The organism is Kluyvera chengduensis, assembly GCF_044197065.1.
Lineage (GTDB): Bacteria > Pseudomonadota > Gammaproteobacteria > Enterobacterales > Enterobacteriaceae > Kluyvera > Kluyvera ascorbata_C.
This window is the reverse complement of sequence record NZ_JBIQOI010000009.1, coordinates 84,355-101,909: the sequence shown is the minus strand read 5'-3', so window position 1 is coordinate 101,909 and position 17,555 is coordinate 84,355. Positions and strand designations below refer to the sequence as shown.

Annotated in this window: 16 protein-coding genes; 1 reads left to right on the top strand and 15 read right to left on the bottom strand. The window is 56.3% G+C overall.

Annotated features, from left to right (window positions below; translation table 11 throughout):
- Window positions 1-35 precede the first annotated feature (35 nt).
- The 8 genes from ACH1XZ_RS19210 to ACH1XZ_RS19175 form a co-directional block, all read right to left on the bottom strand.
- The gene (locus ACH1XZ_RS19210) at window positions 36-1,400 is read right to left on the bottom strand and encodes an MFS transporter (protein ID WP_395596758.1); all 1,365 of its coding nucleotides are present in this window, start codon (window positions 1,398-1,400) and stop codon (window positions 36-38) included.
- A 158-nt stretch (window positions 1,401-1,558) separates the two neighbouring features.
- Window positions 1,559-2,578 carry a Gfo/Idh/MocA family protein gene (locus ACH1XZ_RS19205; RefSeq protein ID WP_395596757.1) on the bottom strand — a complete coding sequence of 340 codons (1,020 nt, stop codon included), beginning with the start codon at window positions 2,576-2,578 and terminating at the stop codon, window positions 1,559-1,561.
- Window positions 2,575-3,939, bottom strand: coding sequence for an MFS transporter (locus ACH1XZ_RS19200; protein WP_395596756.1), 1,365 nt, complete (start codon window positions 3,937-3,939; stop codon window positions 2,575-2,577). The genes ACH1XZ_RS19205 and ACH1XZ_RS19200 overlap by 4 nt, the downstream gene beginning before the upstream one ends.
- Before the next feature lie 13 nt (window positions 3,940-3,952).
- Entirely contained in the window at window positions 3,953-4,756 is an 804-nt protein-coding gene (locus ACH1XZ_RS19195) for a sugar phosphate isomerase/epimerase family protein (protein ID WP_395596755.1), read from the bottom strand.
- Window positions 4,757-4,830: 74 nt separating this feature from the next.
- Complete coding sequence (locus ACH1XZ_RS19190; protein WP_395596754.1) at window positions 4,831-6,525, bottom strand: FAD-dependent oxidoreductase; 1,695 nt, start codon at window positions 6,523-6,525, stop codon at window positions 4,831-4,833.
- A 10-nt stretch (window positions 6,526-6,535) separates the two neighbouring features.
- The gene (locus ACH1XZ_RS19185) at window positions 6,536-6,856 is read right to left on the bottom strand and encodes an NIPSNAP family protein (RefSeq protein ID WP_395596753.1); all 321 of its coding nucleotides are present in this window, start codon (window positions 6,854-6,856) and stop codon (window positions 6,536-6,538) included.
- Entirely contained in the window at window positions 6,853-8,547 is a 1,695-nt protein-coding gene (locus ACH1XZ_RS19180; RefSeq protein ID WP_395596752.1) for an FAD-dependent oxidoreductase, read from the bottom strand. Before ACH1XZ_RS19180 ends, ACH1XZ_RS19185 begins: the two co-directional genes overlap by 4 nt.
- Complete coding sequence (locus tag ACH1XZ_RS19175; RefSeq protein ID WP_395596751.1) at window positions 8,544-9,365, bottom strand: shikimate dehydrogenase family protein; 822 nt, start codon at window positions 9,363-9,365, stop codon at window positions 8,544-8,546. The genes ACH1XZ_RS19180 and ACH1XZ_RS19175 overlap by 4 nt, the downstream gene beginning before the upstream one ends.
- A gap of 152 nt (window positions 9,366-9,517) precedes the next feature.
- Here ACH1XZ_RS19175 and ACH1XZ_RS19170 point away from each other — a divergent pair, with 152 nt between their 5' ends.
- Window positions 9,518-10,276 (top strand): IclR family transcriptional regulator domain-containing protein, encoded by a 759-nt coding sequence (locus tag ACH1XZ_RS19170; protein WP_395596750.1) that lies wholly within the window; start codon window positions 9,518-9,520, stop codon window positions 10,274-10,276.
- Window positions 10,277-10,351: 75 nt separating this feature from the next.
- Here the strand turns inward: ACH1XZ_RS19170 and ACH1XZ_RS19165 are convergent, their stop codons facing one another.
- The 7 genes from ACH1XZ_RS19165 to ampG all read right to left on the bottom strand — a co-directional run bounded on the left by ACH1XZ_RS19165 (window position 10,352) and on the right by ampG (window position 17,554).
- Window positions 10,352-10,507, bottom strand: a complete 156-nt coding sequence (locus tag ACH1XZ_RS19165) for a Hok/Gef family protein (protein ID WP_035894290.1) — start codon at window positions 10,505-10,507, stop codon at window positions 10,352-10,354.
- 310 nt (window positions 10,508-10,817) lie between these two features.
- Window positions 10,818-11,705, bottom strand: a complete 888-nt coding sequence (cyoE, locus tag ACH1XZ_RS19160; RefSeq protein WP_035894291.1) for a heme o synthase — start codon at window positions 11,703-11,705, stop codon at window positions 10,818-10,820.
- A gap of 11 nt (window positions 11,706-11,716) precedes the next feature.
- A complete protein-coding gene (locus ACH1XZ_RS19155; protein ID WP_035894294.1) occupies window positions 11,717-12,046 on the bottom strand; it encodes a cytochrome o ubiquinol oxidase subunit IV in 330 nt (109 codons plus the stop codon).
- Window positions 12,046-12,657 carry a cytochrome o ubiquinol oxidase subunit III gene (locus ACH1XZ_RS19150; protein WP_035894295.1) on the bottom strand — a complete coding sequence of 204 codons (612 nt, stop codon included), beginning with the start codon at window positions 12,655-12,657 and terminating at the stop codon, window positions 12,046-12,048. Before ACH1XZ_RS19150 ends, ACH1XZ_RS19155 begins: the two co-directional genes overlap by 1 nt.
- A complete protein-coding gene (gene cyoB, locus ACH1XZ_RS19145; protein ID WP_333499007.1) occupies window positions 12,647-14,638 on the bottom strand; it encodes a cytochrome o ubiquinol oxidase subunit I in 1,992 nt (663 codons plus the stop codon). The genes ACH1XZ_RS19150 and cyoB overlap by 11 nt, the downstream gene beginning before the upstream one ends.
- 19 nt (window positions 14,639-14,657) lie before the next feature.
- A complete protein-coding gene (cyoA, locus tag ACH1XZ_RS19140; protein WP_035894297.1) occupies window positions 14,658-15,605 on the bottom strand; it encodes a cytochrome o ubiquinol oxidase subunit II in 948 nt (315 codons plus the stop codon).
- A 473-nt stretch (window positions 15,606-16,078) separates the two neighbouring features.
- Window positions 16,079-17,554, bottom strand: coding sequence for a muropeptide MFS transporter AmpG (gene ampG, locus ACH1XZ_RS19135; RefSeq protein ID WP_395596749.1), 1,476 nt, complete (start codon window positions 17,552-17,554; stop codon window positions 16,079-16,081).
- Between the last annotated feature and the right edge of the window lies 1 nt (window position 17,555).

Genomic DNA, 17,555 nt, shown 5'->3' with positions numbered 1-17,555 from the left:
AGTACTGCCCGCACTTCGGTGCGGGCAGTCTCGTCTTACCGGGCGGCTATCGCCTGCTCAACCTCAAAGCGGTTCGTCACTTTGCTGTCAATCTTGATGTAGGCAGAGTGCTCCTGCGCTACCACCAATACCTCTTTCACGCCCTCCGTCGCCAGCAGGCGCTCGCGCAGCGCGTCGTCGGCATCGACATCATCCGGGATCTGTACGCGCAGGCTACTAACGTATGGCGGTTCCTGCATCGTCATAGAGACCAGTAGCCAGACGGTTGCCAGCAGCGCGCCGGCGAGGAACACCGTCTGCGAGTCGAATAAGCCGTCAATCCAGCCGCCCAGCGAACCACCGATAGCGACGCCGAGGAACTGGCTGGTGGAATAAATCCCCATCGCCGTGCCTTTATAACCCGCGGGCGCTTCTTTGCTGATAAGCGAGGGCAGTAGCGCCTCCATCAGGTTAAACGCAAGGAAGAAAATTTGTACGCCAGCGACCAGCTCCCAGAAGTAGGTACCGGAGCCCCACAGTACGATTTCCGCAATCAGCAGCAAGGCGATACACAGCACGAACACGCGCTTCATGCGGCGCTTCACTTCGGCATAGATAATAAAAGGCACCACGGCGACAAACGAGACGACCATGGTGACCAGGTAAATTTTCCAATGCTCGGAAGCCGGGAAGCCTGCGGACTCAAGTTGACCAGGCAGCGCCACGAAGGTCGACATCAGCAGGATGTGCAGACACATGATGCCGAAGTTCAGCTTCAGTAGTTTTGGCTCCATCAGCACTTTGCTAAAGCAGCCTTTGACCATCCCTGATTCGCGGTTGAGCACGTGATTTTTGCTGTCGGGTACCACCCAGAGGGTGAGCAGAATACCCAGCGTCGCTAACCCGGCAATCATCCAGAACAATGCGTGCAGGCCGAGTTTGTGAGTGATAATTGGGCCAAGCACCATCGCAATCGCAAAGGTCACGCCAAAACTGACGCCGATAAACGCCATCGCCTTGGTGCGGTTTTGTTCGCGAGTAAGGTCAGAAAGCAGCGCCATGACCGCAGCGGCGATCGCGCCGGAGCCCTGCAGCGCACGTCCAAGGATAATGCCCCAGATAGAATCCGACATCGCCGCAATCACGCTGCCAAGGACGAAAATAGCCAGGCCGCCGACAATCAGCGGTTTGCGGCCAATGCGGTCGGAGATTAACCCGAAGGGGATCTGAAATACCGCCTGCGCCAGTCCGTAAATACCAATCGCCAGGCCAATCAGCGCCTCGCTTGCGCCCTGCAATGCCATGCCGTATGTGGTCAGAACCGGAAGGACCATAAACATACCGAGCATACGCAAAGAAAATACGGTCCCTAAACCCCAGGTGGCGCGTAACTCACCCGGCGTCATTTTGTAATCGTTCATTCCCACCTCAATATAAAAGCTGGGAGTAGTGTAGTGCGGGGAGAGGGCAGGGTAAACAGACGGTTAATTAACAAATATTACATTATTGAATCATTTGTGCGGAATAGAGACATAAACAATAACCCGGCGGCACGAAGGCCGCCGGAGTCAACGCCTGGTCAGGCGGCTTTCTGCGATATTTGTCGAATGGCGTCGATCACTTTCAGTGAGCGCAAAGCATCCGCCGCATCAATGATTGGTTCGGCCTCACCGACGATCACCTGCAGGAAATGGCGCAACTGCAGAATAAAGGGATCGATAGCTTCAACGGCGAGCGTTTCTTGTAATAACGGGGCATGCCAGCCACGCTGTTCACCGTAGCGCCACCAGCGCATTTGCGGAATCGCCAGCGCCCCTTTGCTGCCGGAAATCAGATAGCAGTTTTCCGGAGTATGGGCATAAATCGCATTCTCTGCCGAGTTCATCTCCCAGCTCCACGGGCTGACGCCGCAGTCGCTGAGCACTGCGCTGCCGAGCGCACCGCTGGCAAAGCGTAGATTCACTACCGCACTGTCTTCGTTGGCGAAACCGCGCCCAGCGTTGCTGGTTATTGCCTGCACTTCCTCAATTTCGCCGAGAAGATAGCGCAGCAGATCGATATCGTGGACCAGATTTACCAGCAGCGGCCCAGCGCCCGGTTCACGACGCCAGGCGACGTCGAAGTAGTCATCGGGCTTTTGCAGGATCCAGTGCGCTGAAACCGCCACAATATTGCCAAGTTCGCCGCTGTCGATAAGTAACTTTGCCGCCGCCGTCAGCGCATTGTGCCGCCGGTGGTGGCCGACCAGAACGGGAACGCCATGCTGTGCTGCGGTATCGACCAGTACTTGCGCGCGTTCTGGCGATTCGGCGACCGGTTTTTCTACCAGCACTGGAATCCCCCGCTCTACGCAGGCGATAGCGCACGGCACGTGCAGGGTATTGGGTGTAGCGTTAATGACACCCTGCGGTTTGGTCTGATCCAGCATGTCATTGATATCGGCATACCACGCGACACCCAACGATGTTGCCAGCACCTGGGCCGCGGGTGACGGATCGGCCAGCGCGACCAGCTCCGCTTCAGGCATCTGCTGAATGACCTCAATATGCTTGCGGCCGATAGCGCCCGCGCCTATGACGGCAAGACGGATGCGATTCATGATGGGCTCCTCAGAGTGGTGGGGACGGTGGATTTCTCGTTAGCAGGGCTTGCCGCCCAGTAGCCTTTGGCGGCCAGACCGATGACGGTCAGCGCGGCGGGAATACCGAGGATCAGGAATACCGATTTAAAATCGAGCCCCAGCGCCAGCATTTCCGCACCGGCAAACGCGCTAAGAATGGCGCCGATTCGCCCGACACCGTGCATCCAGCTTGAACCGGTCGCGCGGGCCTGGGTGGGGTAGAAGCGGGCGGAAAGGGCGTTCATTCCGGTATTCGCGCCGTTAAGACAGGCGCCGCTGACGAACGCCAGCAGGCACAGCAACGGGAAATTCACCCCCGCGTAGCCAATCGCCATGGTAAACAGGCCGCCCACGGCGAAGATAATCCCCAGCGCCCGGTGCGGTTCAATTCGATCCATCAACCAGCCAGCAAACAATGAGCCAATGGTGCCGCCAGCCTGGTAAATGGCGGTCATTATTGCCGCCTGGCTGACGGTCAGCCCTATCTCTTTCACCAGCGTTGGTAGCCAACTGCCGAGGATATAGACCAGGAACAGCCCCATAAAGTAGACCATCCAGAGCATCAGCGAGCCGAAAAGATATTCGCGTGACAGCACAATGCGCATGGCGCTGCTCTTAATCGGCTGCTGCGGCAGAATAAAGCTGGCATTTTCGCTGACCTGACCGGGAAAAAATCGCTGAAGGATGGCATGTATTCGCGCGGCGGGGGCCTGCTTAATCACCAGAAAGCGCGCCGATTCCGGCAGCTTCCATATCAGAACCGGGGCGAATAACAGCGGCAGCACGCCGCCCAGCGCCATTAGTGAGTGCCAGCCAAACTGTGGAATAAGCCACGAGGCGGTAAACCCGCCGATGGCCGCGCCAAAGGTAAATCCGCAGAAGATAACGGTGATGATAAATGAGCGCTGGCGTTCCGGTGCGTACTCTGAAACCAGCGTGCTCATGTTAGGCATCGCGGCGCCTAGTCCGAGGCCGGTCATAAAGCGGAAAAAGATCATCTGTTCGATATTCTGGGAGAATGCCGTCGCGATAGTCCAGAAACCGAAGAAGAATACGCTGTTGATGATGATTTTTTTGCGTCCCAGCCAGTCGGCAAGCGGGCCGGAGAAGAGCGCGCCCAGTGCAAGGCCAATCAGCGCGGTACTGATAACAAAGCCGAGCTCATGGTTGCTGACGCCCCATTCCTGTTTCAACGTTGGGGCGATAAAACCCATGATGGCGATATCAAAACCGTCCAGCGCAATGACGCAAAATCCGAGAAAGATGACCAGTTTCTGGTAGCGGCTGAGCGGGTTGGTGTTAATTAATTCTCTGACATCCAGGCGTTGTGTCTGTGACATGGCGAGCTCCTGTTCACAGGAAAGATTGTGCAGCGTTAAACAGCAGCTGAGCGCGTTGTTGTGCCGGTAGTGCACCCTGAGCACCGGCTAACGGCACCTCTACCGAAACGGGAATGGTCGGCGGGAGCGCTGCAAGCAACCCGTGGAGATCCAGCTCACCCTCACCCGGAACGCGGCGCGCGCTGCGGGCCTGATAAATCAACTCTTGGGTATTTGTGGGTATTCGCGCCGGGGCATCGCAGAGTTGCATATAGTTCAGTTGCTCTGGCGCGAGCGCGCTCAGCGCCTCCAACGACTCGCCCGCTCGCCAGAAGTGAATGGCATCGACCAGAATGCCGACGTTGCGCTGCCCGCTAGCGGAAATCAGCTTTTGCGCGCTGGCAAGCGTGGGCAGATGGGTCCACGGCATCGGTTCCAGGTTCATGGTCAGGCCGTAGGCTTCTCCCGCCTGTGCCAGCCTCGCCAGGTTCTCTGCGCAGCGGGAAAGGTTATCGTCATTACCCGCGACCAGCACCTGCTGGGCTTCCAACCGGGCGGCGGTTTCCAGGAACGGACGCAGCGCATCGAGGCTGAAATCCGGCGTCAGGCGTACGATTTCCACGTCGGAGACGCGAATGCCGGTGTCGCGAAGCGCCGCCAGCGTTTCGTGTACCGTACGCGTATCGCCAAGCATGTCGTAATCGGGATCATCAGGCGTCGCGGGCAGCAGGCGAATGCCGACGTGGCTGTAGCCGGTGAGCGCGGCGATACGCACCTGTTCCGGCGGTGAAACGTCCAGCACGGTCAGTGCGGCAAGGGAGAGAGAACGCATATTCATACAGACTCCAGTACAGTTGCAGGTAAGGTTTGTTGTTATGTTTGGCGCCTTTCCCTGGCTAAATGCGTGTTTTTTTATGAAGTTATATTGGCGGACAGATTTTTCCCCACCAGGTAACCAAAGGTCATGGCGGGGCCCAGCGTGATGCCGCCGCTGGGGTAGAACCCCTGCATCACGCTCGACATATCGTTACCCACGGCGAACAGGCCGGGGATAGGGTGTTGCTCGGCATTCAGAACGCGCGCCTGTTCGTCGGTCTTCAGGCCGCTGAATGAGCCAAGCGAGCCGGGTAGAATGCGCACCGCGAAGTAAGGTGCCTGTTTCAGCTCGCCCAGCGTCGGGTTGGGCTGGTGGCTGGCATCACCCTGTGCGCAGTTATAGGCCGATGCGCCGCGAAGGAAGTCATCATCACGCGCCTGTCGGGCGAAGCCATTAAAGCGTTTGACGGTATCGCTGAGCGCGGAACCGTCGATACCACATTGTTGTGCCAATGCCTCCAGCGTATCGGCGCTTTGCAGATAGCCGGTTCGCAGCCAGGCTTTCACCGGGAACGGCGTGGGGCGTGCGTGACCCAGGCCGTAGCGGTGCAGCGCGCGGCTGTCGGCAATCAGCCAGGCCACCGGCTTTTCGCCTTCCGGCGTGGCGTCCAGCAGCGCGGCAATAAAATCGTGGTAGGAATCGGCCTCGTTGACGAAGCGCTTGCCGTTACTGCGCACGGCGAGAAATCCCGGTTTGGCGCGTTCAACAAGGTGGGGAAACGCCAGCTGTAGCCCACTGGCGAGCGAGACGCGAGAGACCGGCGCCCATGCCATCGGGTGCTTAAGTGAACCGTCAAACTGACCGCCTGCGGTTTCGCCAAGGCGAATGCCGTCACCCTGGTTTCCCGGCGGCGCGGCGGAGAAATGGCCGTAGCCCTGCGCCGCGTGCGGCACCTGTTCGGCTAGCCGCTGTTTATCGTGAGGAAAACCGCCGCACGCCAGCACGACCGCACGGGCGTTAACCTGAATTTCGCCGTCATCGCCATTGAGAATGGCGCCGATCACACCGTGGGTATCCTGTAGTAAACGCGTGACCGGCGCGTTGAGCTGGAAGCTCACGTTAGCGTCCAGCGCGGAGCGAAGAAGACGCGCGACCAGCGCGTTACCGTTGACCAGATGACGACCACGACCATAGCGCAGACGCTGCCAGCCGTGGCGTGCCAGGCGATGGGCGGCATACAGTGCCGATCGCGGTGAGCGCGTGGCGTTAAAGAAATGCGCCATATCAGCGCCGCCCGCAATGCCCATGCCGGCAAGACTGATGGTCTCCAGCGGCGGGCGCAGACGGTGAAGCCAGTCGCCTAACCCGCGAGCGTCGTACGGTTGTGCGGTGACGGAGCGGCCACCGGCGGCAAAGCCTGCGCTGTTATGAAAATCCGGCATTTTGCTGCCGGACAGAAACTGTACGGCGGTGTTTTGACGGAAAAAATCCACCATTTCCGGCCCATAACGTAAAAAGGTGCGCAGGCGTGCATCGGCGGGACGGCCCTCCATTTCAGACTGCAGATAGCTCAGCGGGGCGGCATCGTCTTCTATTATGCCTTCCTCGCGGGCCAGCGGGTTTTGCGGGATCCACAGCCAGCCGCCTGACCATGCGCTGGTGCCGCCGATCGTCGATTCCTTTTCGGCGACGAGCACCCGCGCGCCGTGCAACGCGGCGGTGACGGCGGCAGAAAGCCCGGCGGCACCGGAGCCAATCACCAGCATATCTACCTCTACATGCCTGCTCATGGGGTGCTCCTTATTGCAGCGGCGAGAAGTCGGTGGGACGCATCAACACCGATTCCAGACGTTCAACCGCTGCCAGTTCGCGGTTTTTCCGCGAGAAGGTTAGCCAGCGTTCGTCCTGAGACATACGCGCGCGGCGCACCAGACGGTCATCCAGACTCTCATAAGCCCAGATATGCACCACCTGATTGACCACGCCGATTTCGGTAAAGAAAAAGCCAATCAGCTTGCCGAGGTGTTCGGTTTGTACCGCATAGGCGTCGCTTTTGTACAGCGCCAGCCAGTCGGCCATTTTCAGTGGATTGATGGTGTAGGTGCGTTTTTCGTAGATCATGCGGCTTCTCCTGAAGTGAGTGGGGATGTTTTTGTCATATGCATTGCGGCCAGATAGCCGAAGGTGAGCGCCGGGCCGAGGGTGATGCCTGGGCCGGGGTAGGTACCCGCCATCATTGAATCCATATCGTTGCCGACCGCATACAGGCCGCCAATAGGCTGACCTTGCTGGTTGATGACCTGCGCGTCGGCGGTGGTCACCAACCCACGTGAGGTGCCTAAGTCGCCGGTAAAGAGCTTGATGGCGTAGAACGGTGCGCTTAACAGCGGCGCGTTGCAGGCGTTCGGGCCGTGGGCGGCATCGCCCATCGCGCGGTTATAGCTGTTGCCGCCTTTATGAAACTCCGGGTCGCTGCCATTTGCCGCGTGCTGGTTGTAGCGGGAAACGGTTTGCTCAAGCTGCTGTGGGTCCAGACCTAACTGCTGAGCCAGTTCGTTCAGGCTATCGGCCTGATGCAGATAGCCAGCACTCACTAGCGCATCGTTGTTCACCGGTGCCGGGCGAGCGAGCCCCAGACCATAGCGCTTCATTGCCTGCGCATCACAGAGCAGGTAGCACGGGGCGTTTTCCGGTTGCTGCTGCATGGCGCTGGCGAAATGGTGGTAGGAGTTTGATTCGTTGACGAAACGTACGCCGCGTTGATTAACTGCAATGACCCCCGGTTTGGCGCGGTCGGTCACCAGATGTGGGAAGCGTTCTTCGCTGCCGTCCGGACGGCGCAGTACGGAGACCGGTGCCCAGAAAAAGTTTGACGGTAGATCTGCGCCTTGTCGGGCATCAACGCTAAGCCCCAGCTGGAATGCCGCACCGTCGTTGGTGGCGGGAGACATGGTGTAGTGCTGCTGCGTCGCCGGGCGAAACTGTGGTGCGATGCGCCCGGCGGCAAAGCCTCCAGCGGCAAGTACAACGCCTCGACGGGCGTGTAAGGTGAGCGCTTGGCCATCGCGTTCGATTTTAACGCCGGTCACGTGACCGTTTTGTTCGACCAATGATTTCACCGTCACGTTAAGTTCCAGCTCCAGCCCTTTACGCAGCGCTAACGTCGCCATGCGTGCAATCAGCGCGTTGCCCATTGCCAGACGGGTTCCGCGGTGATGACGCAGACGGTCACGCCCGTAGCGGAGCAGCAGCGTTGTGCAGTGCCGGAACGAGCGCCACGAGCGGCGCATATCGAGGAAGTGCTGGATATCAACGCGGTTAACCATCATGCCGCCAAACAGCAGCATCCCCGGCGGCGGTGAGCGCAGGGCAGTAAAATGTTGGCCCAGCTCTCGGCCATCATATTCCACCACTTCCAGCGCGCGGCCAACGTCCACACCGCCGGGTTCATCCGGATAGTAGTCCGGTGACAGCGGGCGCAGGCTGTATTTCACCGCACCTTCCTGCTCGAGAAAGGCCAACGCTTCTCGCCCGGCATGGACAAAGGCATCAACCATGTCAGGGCGATAGTTTTCTTCGCCAATAATGGTGCGCAGGTAGGTTTTCATTGCCTCTGGCGAGCCGCTTTTACCCAGACGACGAGCCTGGTCGGTGTCGTTAATCCACACCGCACCGCCGGAAATCGCTGACGTCCCGCCAAAGTGCGGGGCTTTCTCAAGCATCAGCACCGAGAGGCCTTTGCAACAGGCGGTAACGGCGGCGGCAAAGCCCGCGGCGCCGCTGCCAATCACGATCACATCCCAGCTTTTCATGGTGCGACCTCGTCTGGTGGCGTAATGGCCCCGATGAACTGCCCCATAAGTTGCATCTGTGCCAGCGCCATTTCCGGGCCTGTTTGCGTACGGCAACCGCGGGCAGTGGCAAAGGCCAGTAGCGGGGTGATAACCGGTGCGGTGACGACGTCGGCGACGTGAGTGGCCGCCGTTAATGTCTCCAGTAGCGTCTGGCTTAACGGCAGCGCGTCGAAGCCCGTCATGCCAGCGGGAGAACCGTTGACCAGCAGATCAATCTCCGAGAGCGAGTCGGGAAGGGGAGTGATATGAACGGTAGGGAAATGGGTCGCTAAACGATTTTCCAGACGTTGACGGCTGGCGTCATCGCGGTCGTAAAGCGCGAGATGACTGATGCCCGCTTCGCATAGCCCCCAGGCGATCGCGCTGCCAACGCCGCCGCAGCCTGATAACAAGGCGCGTTTGCCAGCGGGCTTGAAGCCGTGAGCTTCAGCTGCGCGCTGGAAACCGACGCCGTCCAGCATGTCACCCTCTAAACGACCATCTGCCAGTTTGCGTACGACGTTAACCGCGTTGAGATGGCGGGCGCGAGACGTGAGGGTATCAAGCAGTTCGGCCACGCGCTGTTTATGCGGCACGGTAACCAGAATGCCGCTCATGTTCTGCCAGCCGCGCAGGGCATTCAGGTAGTCGGCAACGGCTTCCGGCGCGATATCGACCGGGATCATTACCTTATCCATGCTCTGGCTGGCAAAGTAGTGATTAAAGTTTTCCGGTGATTTCACCTGGGTAATGGGATGCCCGATAACGGCGACGACCTGAGTAAATCCGCTGACCATTGTTCACCTCATTTGTTAACAAACTGTTGCTTGAGTATTTCAGTGGAAGCGGTGAGCGACAACGCAGAATTCGGACAGGTTGGTTGTTAATCGCACCGACAGTGCGATAATCGCAGTAATTGACTTCCTCTGTTGCAAAAGTGTGAACAGCTATGCAAAACGAGATTCATCAGCGCGATTTGATCGTGGGGCTGCAAAAAGGGCTGGCGCTGATCCAGCTTTTTTCGAAGGCGAACCCACGGCTGACGGTACCGCAGGCGGCGAAAATGAGCGGGTTGACGCAGAGCGCGGCTCGCCGATTTTTCCTGACGCTGGTCCACGATGGCTATCTGGATACCGACGGGCGCTACTACTGGCTGATGGCGAAAACGCTACGTCTGGGACAGGCCTATGTCGATTCCGCGCAGTTCCCGCGCATGGTGCGGCCTATTGTTGAATATGTTGCCAGTCGTACAGAGGAGCACGCGTCGGTTGGGGTGATTGATGACAACGAGTTGGTCTATATTGCTCGCAGCAAACATACGCCGTTTAACTCAACCTCTGTGCGGCTGGGTGAACGAGTACCGATTCACTGCACCGCGGGCGGTCGCTTGTGGTTAGCCTCGTTGCCTGAAGCTGAATGCGAGGCCGTGTTACAGCGAGTGATCCGCGAACATCGGACGCCTTACACAGTGACGGATGTACCGACATTGATGGAGCGTATCGCTCAGGTTCGTCGTCAGGGATACGCCTCTATTGAACAGGAGTTTGAGATAGGCATGCTGGTGATAGCCGTACCGCTTGCCGATAGGGAAGGGCTGTACTGGGGGGCGTTGAGTCTGACCAGCCACCAGTCGCGTACCACGCTGGAGGCGATGTGCCGGGATCATCTGGATCTGCTGTATAGCGCGCAGGCGATGCTGGTGGGCTAGTCAGGTGAAAAATTGGGTGCGTTGAGAATACCTGGCAACATCAAGAGTGGCGGGGATGGCTCCCCGCCGGGTCTCTTACTTAACAGATTCGTAGGCTGTGAAGACGGCGACCTCTGTATGTCCGCTGCGGATACGGACCGCGCAAAGATCTTTGCGTGTGACCAGTACCGACATCACGACGGTAATACAGAGGACGATCAGGGCAACAATCACTACCTTGTTCCGTTTCATAGGCTACTTCTCCTTGACCCGAAGGTCGGTAAGAGGCTAACCTAATTCTGTTTGGTATTAGGGGCCTCAGATTAATGTTAAGCGTCTTGCAGGACGCAGAATGTTATCTGGGGCTTTTGTCTATCTGCCTTTCACATCATGCTCAAGACAAACAGTCTCAAGCACCCGCCGCGATTCTATACCTCTTCCCTTCGAATGAGCTGCCAAAACGCTGGCCTCGTCATTTTTTAGGAAAACATCAATATTGGGTGCTTTTCTTCAGGCAATAAAAAACCCCGCCGAAGCGAGGTTTTTTTCAAACGATGTCTCTTTACCAGACGTAAGTCAGCAGGTTCTGAGAATTCGGCACCATAAAGTCGACGGACATCATCACGGATAGCGCGGTAATGGCGATGATGGAGAAGCCGAACAGCTTGCGCGCCCAGACCTTATCATCTTCCACTTTGTAACCGCGCAGCGCCATGCCAAGCCACCAGACGCTCACCGCTGCCGCAACGATCAGGTATTTATACCCCGCGTAGCCGCCCAAAGAGAGCATCAGTGTGGCCAGAGCAAACGCCACGATGTACAGCGTGATGTGGTTTTTCGCCACCGCAATGCCTTTCACCACCGGCAGAACCGGAATGTTCGCTGCCTGATAATCCTTGAAGCGGAAAATCGCGATAGCGTAGGAGTGAGGCATCTGCCACAGGCTGAAAATCGCCAGCAGAATCAGGGCGCCGCTGTCGAAATTGCCGGTCACAGCGCAGTAGCCAATCACCGGCGGCGCAGCGCCGGAGAGAGAACCAATCAGCGTGCCGTAAACGGAGTGGCGCTTCATGTACAGGCTGTAAACGCCGACATAAACCACGAACCCCATCACCCCCAGCCAGCAGGCGAGGGGGTTGGCGCCGAACCACAGCAGCATGAAGCCAGCGAGACCCAGCAAAGTGGCGTAGACCAGCGACGTTTTTGGCGCAATCAGTCCCTTAACCAGCACTCGGTTCTTCGTTCGCTCCATCTTACGGTCGATGTCACGATCGATGTAGTTGTTGAAAACACAACCCGAGGCGACCACCAGAGACACACCGATCAGAGTCCAGGCGAACAGCGGATAGTCGATGTGACCTTTGGAGGCCAGCAGGAAACCGCCGATCACGGAGATCAGGTTGCCAAAAATGATGCCAGGCTTCGTTACTTGCAGGTATCGCTTAAACATACTCGCCGCTCTTAGTGAACCATCATGTTGTAGTTCAGGTTCCACATAATCCAGATGGAGCCTACAACCACGATGGCAATGATTATCACGGTAAAGACAAACGCGGTCAGGTTCCAGCCTTCGTCAGACTTGCTGTTCATGTGCAGGAAGTACACCAGGTGTACGACAATCTGCACAACAGCGGTTACCAGAATGGTACCCAGAATCGCCGCATGCGACGCGGTGCCGGTCATCACCATCCAGAACGGGATCACCGTCAGGATGATAGACAGGATGAAACCTGTCATGTACGACTTCACGCTACCGTGGGATGCGCCGCTATGATCGTTAGAATGACTCATTACATTGCCCCCATCAGATAAACAACCGAGAACACACAGATCCACACGACGTCCAGGAAGTGCCAGAACAGGCTCAGGCACAGGATACGAGTACGGTTAGTACTGGTCAGGCCGCGGCGAGAAATCTGCACCATCAGCACTGCCATCCAGATAAGACCGGAGGTGACGTGCAGACCGTGAGTACCAACCAGCGCGAAGAACGCTGACAGGAAGCCGCTGCGATCCGGGCCCATACCTTCAACAATCAGGTGATGGAATTCATAGATTTCCATCGCGATGAACCCTGCACCAAAGAGGAAGGTCAGGGCAAGCCAGGAAACGACCTGGCTCTTGTTGTTTTTGTACATGGCGATAGCCGCCATGCCGTAGGTGATGGAGCTGAATAACAGCAGTGCAGTTTCAACCAGAACGAACGGCAGCTCGAAGATATCTTTACCCGCCGGGCCGCCAGCCGTGCCGTTCACCAGAACGGCATAGGTAGCGAACAGGGTGGCGAAGATGATGCAGTCGCTCATCAGGTAGATCCAGAAACCGAAGATCTTCATCGGTCCTGTATCGTGATGCCCGTGTTCGTGCGCGTGGGCGTTATGCGCCAGAGTATCAGTTGCCATTTTTCAGCCCTGCCTTAGAAATCTCATCGAAATGCTGATTTTCCAGTTTTTCGACTTCTGCCACCGGCACGTAGTAATCCACGTCCTCGTCAAAGCTTTTGATAATCCAGGTGATCACGATGCCTGCGAAGCTAGCAATCGCCAACCACCAGATATGCCAGATCATGGCGAAACCAAAGATTGTCGCGAAGGCGGCAATCACAATGCCCGCACCGCTGTTTTTCGGCATATGAATTTCTTCATAATGCGCCGGCTGCTTGTACGCTTCGCCTTTCTCTTTCATTTCCCAGAATGCATCGCGTTCGTGAATCTGCGGCACAATGGCAAAGTTATAGAACGGAGGAGGGGAAGAGGTTGCCCACTCCAGCGTACGGCCGCCCCATGGGTCACCGGTCAGGTCACGGTTCTGCTCGCGGTCGCGAATAGAAACGTAGAACTGAATCAGCTGGCACAGGATACCGCAGGCAATCAGCGCAGCACCGCATGCTGCAACAACCAGCATTGGGTGGAACTGCGGGTCAATCTGTTGGCTCAGGCGACGGGTCATACCCATGAAGCCCAGCACGTACAGCGGCATAAACGCAACGAAGAAGCCGATGATCCAGAACCAGAAAGCACGGATGCCCCAGGTTTCGTTCAGCGTGAAGCCAAAGGCTTTCGGCCACCAGTAGGTCAGGCCCGCGAAGCAACCAAATACCACACCGCCGATGATAACGTTATGGAAGTGCGCAATCAGGAACAGGCTGTTGTGCAGCACGAAGTCCGCACCCGGTACCGCCAGCAGAACGCCGGTCATACCGCCGACCGAGAAGGTCACGATAAAGCCGATGGTCCACATCATCGCTGAGTTGAAGACGATACGGCCCTGGTACATGGTGAACAGCCAGTTGAAGATCTTCACCCCGGTAGGGATGGCGATAATCATCGTGGTAATACCGAAGAAGGCGTTTACGTTCGCGCCCGCACCCATGGTGAAGAAGTGGTGCAGCCAAACGATGAACGACAGGATGGTAATACACACGGTTGCCCACACAAGCGAGGTGTAACCGAACAGGCGTTTACGGGAGAAGGTCGCTGCAACTTCAGAGAACACACCGAAGACAGGCAGTACCAGAATGTACACTTCCGGGTGACCCCAGGCCCAAATCAGGTTGATGTACATCATCATGTTGCCGCCCATATCGTTGGTAAAGAAATGGGTGCCCAGATAGCGATCCAGGGTCAGCAGCGCGACGGTAACCGTCAGAATTGGGAAGGAGGCGATAATCAGGATGTTGGCGCACAGAGATGCCCAGGTAAATACCGGCATCTTGAACATCGTCATTCCTGGTGCACGCATCTTGATGATGGTCACGAAGAAGTTAATACCGGTCAGTGTGGTACCAATACCGGAGAGCTGAAGCGCCCAAATCCAGTAATCGACACCTACGCCCGGACTGTACTCAATTCCCGAGAGTGGCGGATAGGCCAGCCAGCCGGTCTGAGCAAATTCACCAACGCCCAGGGACAGGTTAACCAGAACCACACCGACAACGGTGAACCAGAAGCTCAGGTTGTTCAGGAACGGGAACGCTACGTCACGCGCGCCGATCTGCAGTGGAACCACCAGGTTCATCAGACCGATAACGAACGGCATCGCGACGAAGAAGATCATGATAACGCCGTGGGCGGTAAAGATCTGGTCGTAGTGATGCGGTGGTAGGAACCCAGCTTCCCCGGCCGAGGCCAGAACCTGCTGGCTACGCATCATCACGGCATCGGCAAAGCCACGCAGCAGCATGACGATAGCAACGATGACATACATGATGCCAAGACGTTTGTGGTCGACGGAGGTCAGCCACTCGTTCCATAGATAGGACCACTTACCGAAGTAAGTGATGGCCGCCAGGAGAGCAAGTCCCCCGACGATAATGGCAGCCACCGTAACCACGATAATGGGTTCGTGGTAGGGCACTGCATCCAGTGTCAGTTTTCCGAACATCGTATTCTTCCTCGGCCCCTTAGTGAGCGGATTCCGCGTGGCTCATGTCCATGCCTTCCATTCCTTCGTGCGATGCGTGTTCGCCTTCTGGTTTGGTCATGTCCATGCTCTTGCCGTGATCCATGAATTTGCTGGTTACTGCTTTAAACAAATCTGGTTTCACGCTGGAGAAGTACTCCACCTTGTTGTATTCGCTCGGTGCAGCCAATTTCTCGAAGGTGGCCATGTCATCCATGGTGTTCGGAGATTGTTTCGCTTTCGCGACCCACTGATCGAATGCGGCACGATCCGGCGTTGCAATGGCTTTGAACTTCATTCCAGAGAAGCCCTGGCCGCTGTAGCTAGCAGAGATACCGTCGTAGATACCTGCTTCGTTAGCGATCAGATGCAGGTTGGTCTGCATACCGGCCATTGCGTAAATCTGGCTGCCCAGACGCGGGATAAAGAAGGAGTTCATCACGGAGTTAGAGGTCACTTTGAACTGCACCGGAACGTTCGCCGGGAAGGCGATTTCGTTAACGGTAGCAATGCCCTGCTCCGGGTAGATGAAGAACCATTTCCAGTCCATAGAAACCACTTCGATAGTGATTGGTTTCTCATCATGGGCTAGCGGTTTGCTCGGTTCTAAAGCGTGAGTGGTTTTCCAGGTCAGTACGGCGAGGAAGATGATGATAAGAATTGGCACGGTCCAGACCACAGCTTCCACTTTATTGGAGTGTGACCAGTTCGGGCTATACTTCGCATCTTTATTGCTCGCACGATACTTCCAGGCGAAACCAACGGCCATTAAGACGGCCGGGATTACGACGATCATCATCAGGCCGAAAGCCGTCAGAATCAGCGAACGCTGCTCCAGTCCAATCTGTCCTTTGGGGTCAAGAAGTGCAGAATCACAGCCACTGAGTAATACAGTGCCGGCGATTAATGACAACCATCCCAAGTTTTTATTGTATTTCCTGAGTCTCATGTAACGACCTCAATTCCACGGGGTGTTGGTGGCGTTTAAAGTGTGGGGTCATTTTACGGGAAGGTTACATTACTGTAAACATCATTAGGACTCTGTCAGTTATGTGTTACCGGGTTCTGCCGCACCTGTCACAGATGTTGCCAAATGTGTCGGTTTTTCGAGCGGAAAGCCCATCTGACGGGCGTTATAACGAAAGGGGGTATGAGGAAGGGTGTGAGGTGGCAATTGGTATAACCATTGTCAAAAATATACAAATAATTAACAATTAATCATCAAAAAAAAGACAATTAAAAAACGAAAAATTAATTACTCTGGTGCTGAATCGGTTAAAGAAATAAAGCGCATTTTACACGTTCCAATAATTTCCAGAATTCTAAAGCGCACAAAAGCACAAATATTTTTTTTTACATACGATGCACGGGTTATTATTACGGATAGTGATTACAACGTAGTTTTCACATTTTCATCTTATTTTATCGGAACTGTGTTTTACGCAGAGCAAGATAGTCCAGCAGACAACCAAACACGATGCCAACAAAGGCAATCAGCACCCCGACTTCGAGTACGATTCCGGACCATTCAAGTGCGGTGAGGTTCAGGGCATTCGTAATTAGCATTACCAACCAGATACCCAACAGCGCGGTACCTAAAAGCAGCAGTCGCAGCGCAAAGCGGTAGGCACCAGCGTAGCTATCACGTGGCATAAACAGCTCGGTTTTCTGAGTGTATTCCAGGGTCTGTCGGCAGATAAGCAGCAGTAAAATGCCCGGTACGGCGGCAATAACAGAGAAAAGATAGAACGTGGGCCAGCCGTGCGCTTCGACAAACCAGCCGGCAATTGGGCCAACGTAGACACGCCCCACGGCGGAGAGTGCCGACAAGAGCGCAAACTGGGTCGCTGAAAACGACTTATTACACAGCGTCATCAACAGCGCGACGAATGCGGCCGTCCCCATACCACCGCACAGGTTTTCAAAGAAGACCGCGGCTGCCATGGAATAAATATGTTTATCGGTGACCGAGAGCGCCCAATAACCGGCGTTAGACACGCCCTGTAAAATGCCGAATATCAGCAGCGCGCGGAACAACGTCAGGCGCTGCATCAACACGCCACCATAGAGCGCGCCGACGATCGTCGCAAACAGGCCGAGGGTTTTGTTGACCATCCCCACCTGTCCTGCGTCAAATCCGACGCCGCGAATGAGGAAGGTAGTCGTCAGGCTCATGGCGAAGGCATCGCCCAGTTTGTACATCACGATAAGCAGCAGGATAAGCCAGGCATTATTTCGGCCGAAGAAGTCCTTTAATGGAGCAACAACCGCCTGCTCAAGGCTTTTCGGTACCGGAATCACGTCGCTGGGTTCAGGCGCCAGCAGCGTGGCAATGATACAAGGCACCAGCAGCGCGGCCATCAGCCAGTACATGCCCTGCCAACCAAGCCATTTATCAGCCAGCCACAGCGCTAATCCGCCGGAAACCAGCATCCCGAGGCGGTAGCCCAGCACGCTGATCGCCGCCCCAGCACCGCGTTCTTCTGCCGGAAGCACGTCGGTTTTCCAGGCATCGAAGACGATATCCTGCGACGCGGAGCAGAAGGCGATAATCACCGCCAGCGCCGCCATCCAACGCAGTTGTGTGGAGGGCTCAAGAAAACCCATCGCGGCGATGGCGATAAGCAGTAAACATTGGGTCGTTAATAGCCAGCCGCGACGGCGCCCTAAAAACGGCGGCGTATAGCGGTCCATGACCGGGGACCACAGAAACTTAAAGACGTATGCCTGGCCGACTAGCGAGAAGAAACCAATGGTTTTCAGATCGATATTTTCGACCGTCATCCATGCCTGCAGCGTCCCTGAGGTCAGGGCGAGCGGTAAGCCGGAAGCAAAGCCAAGAATCAGCAGAATGGCTGATTTCGGTTGCTGAAAAATACGGAGATAGTGACCAGACATA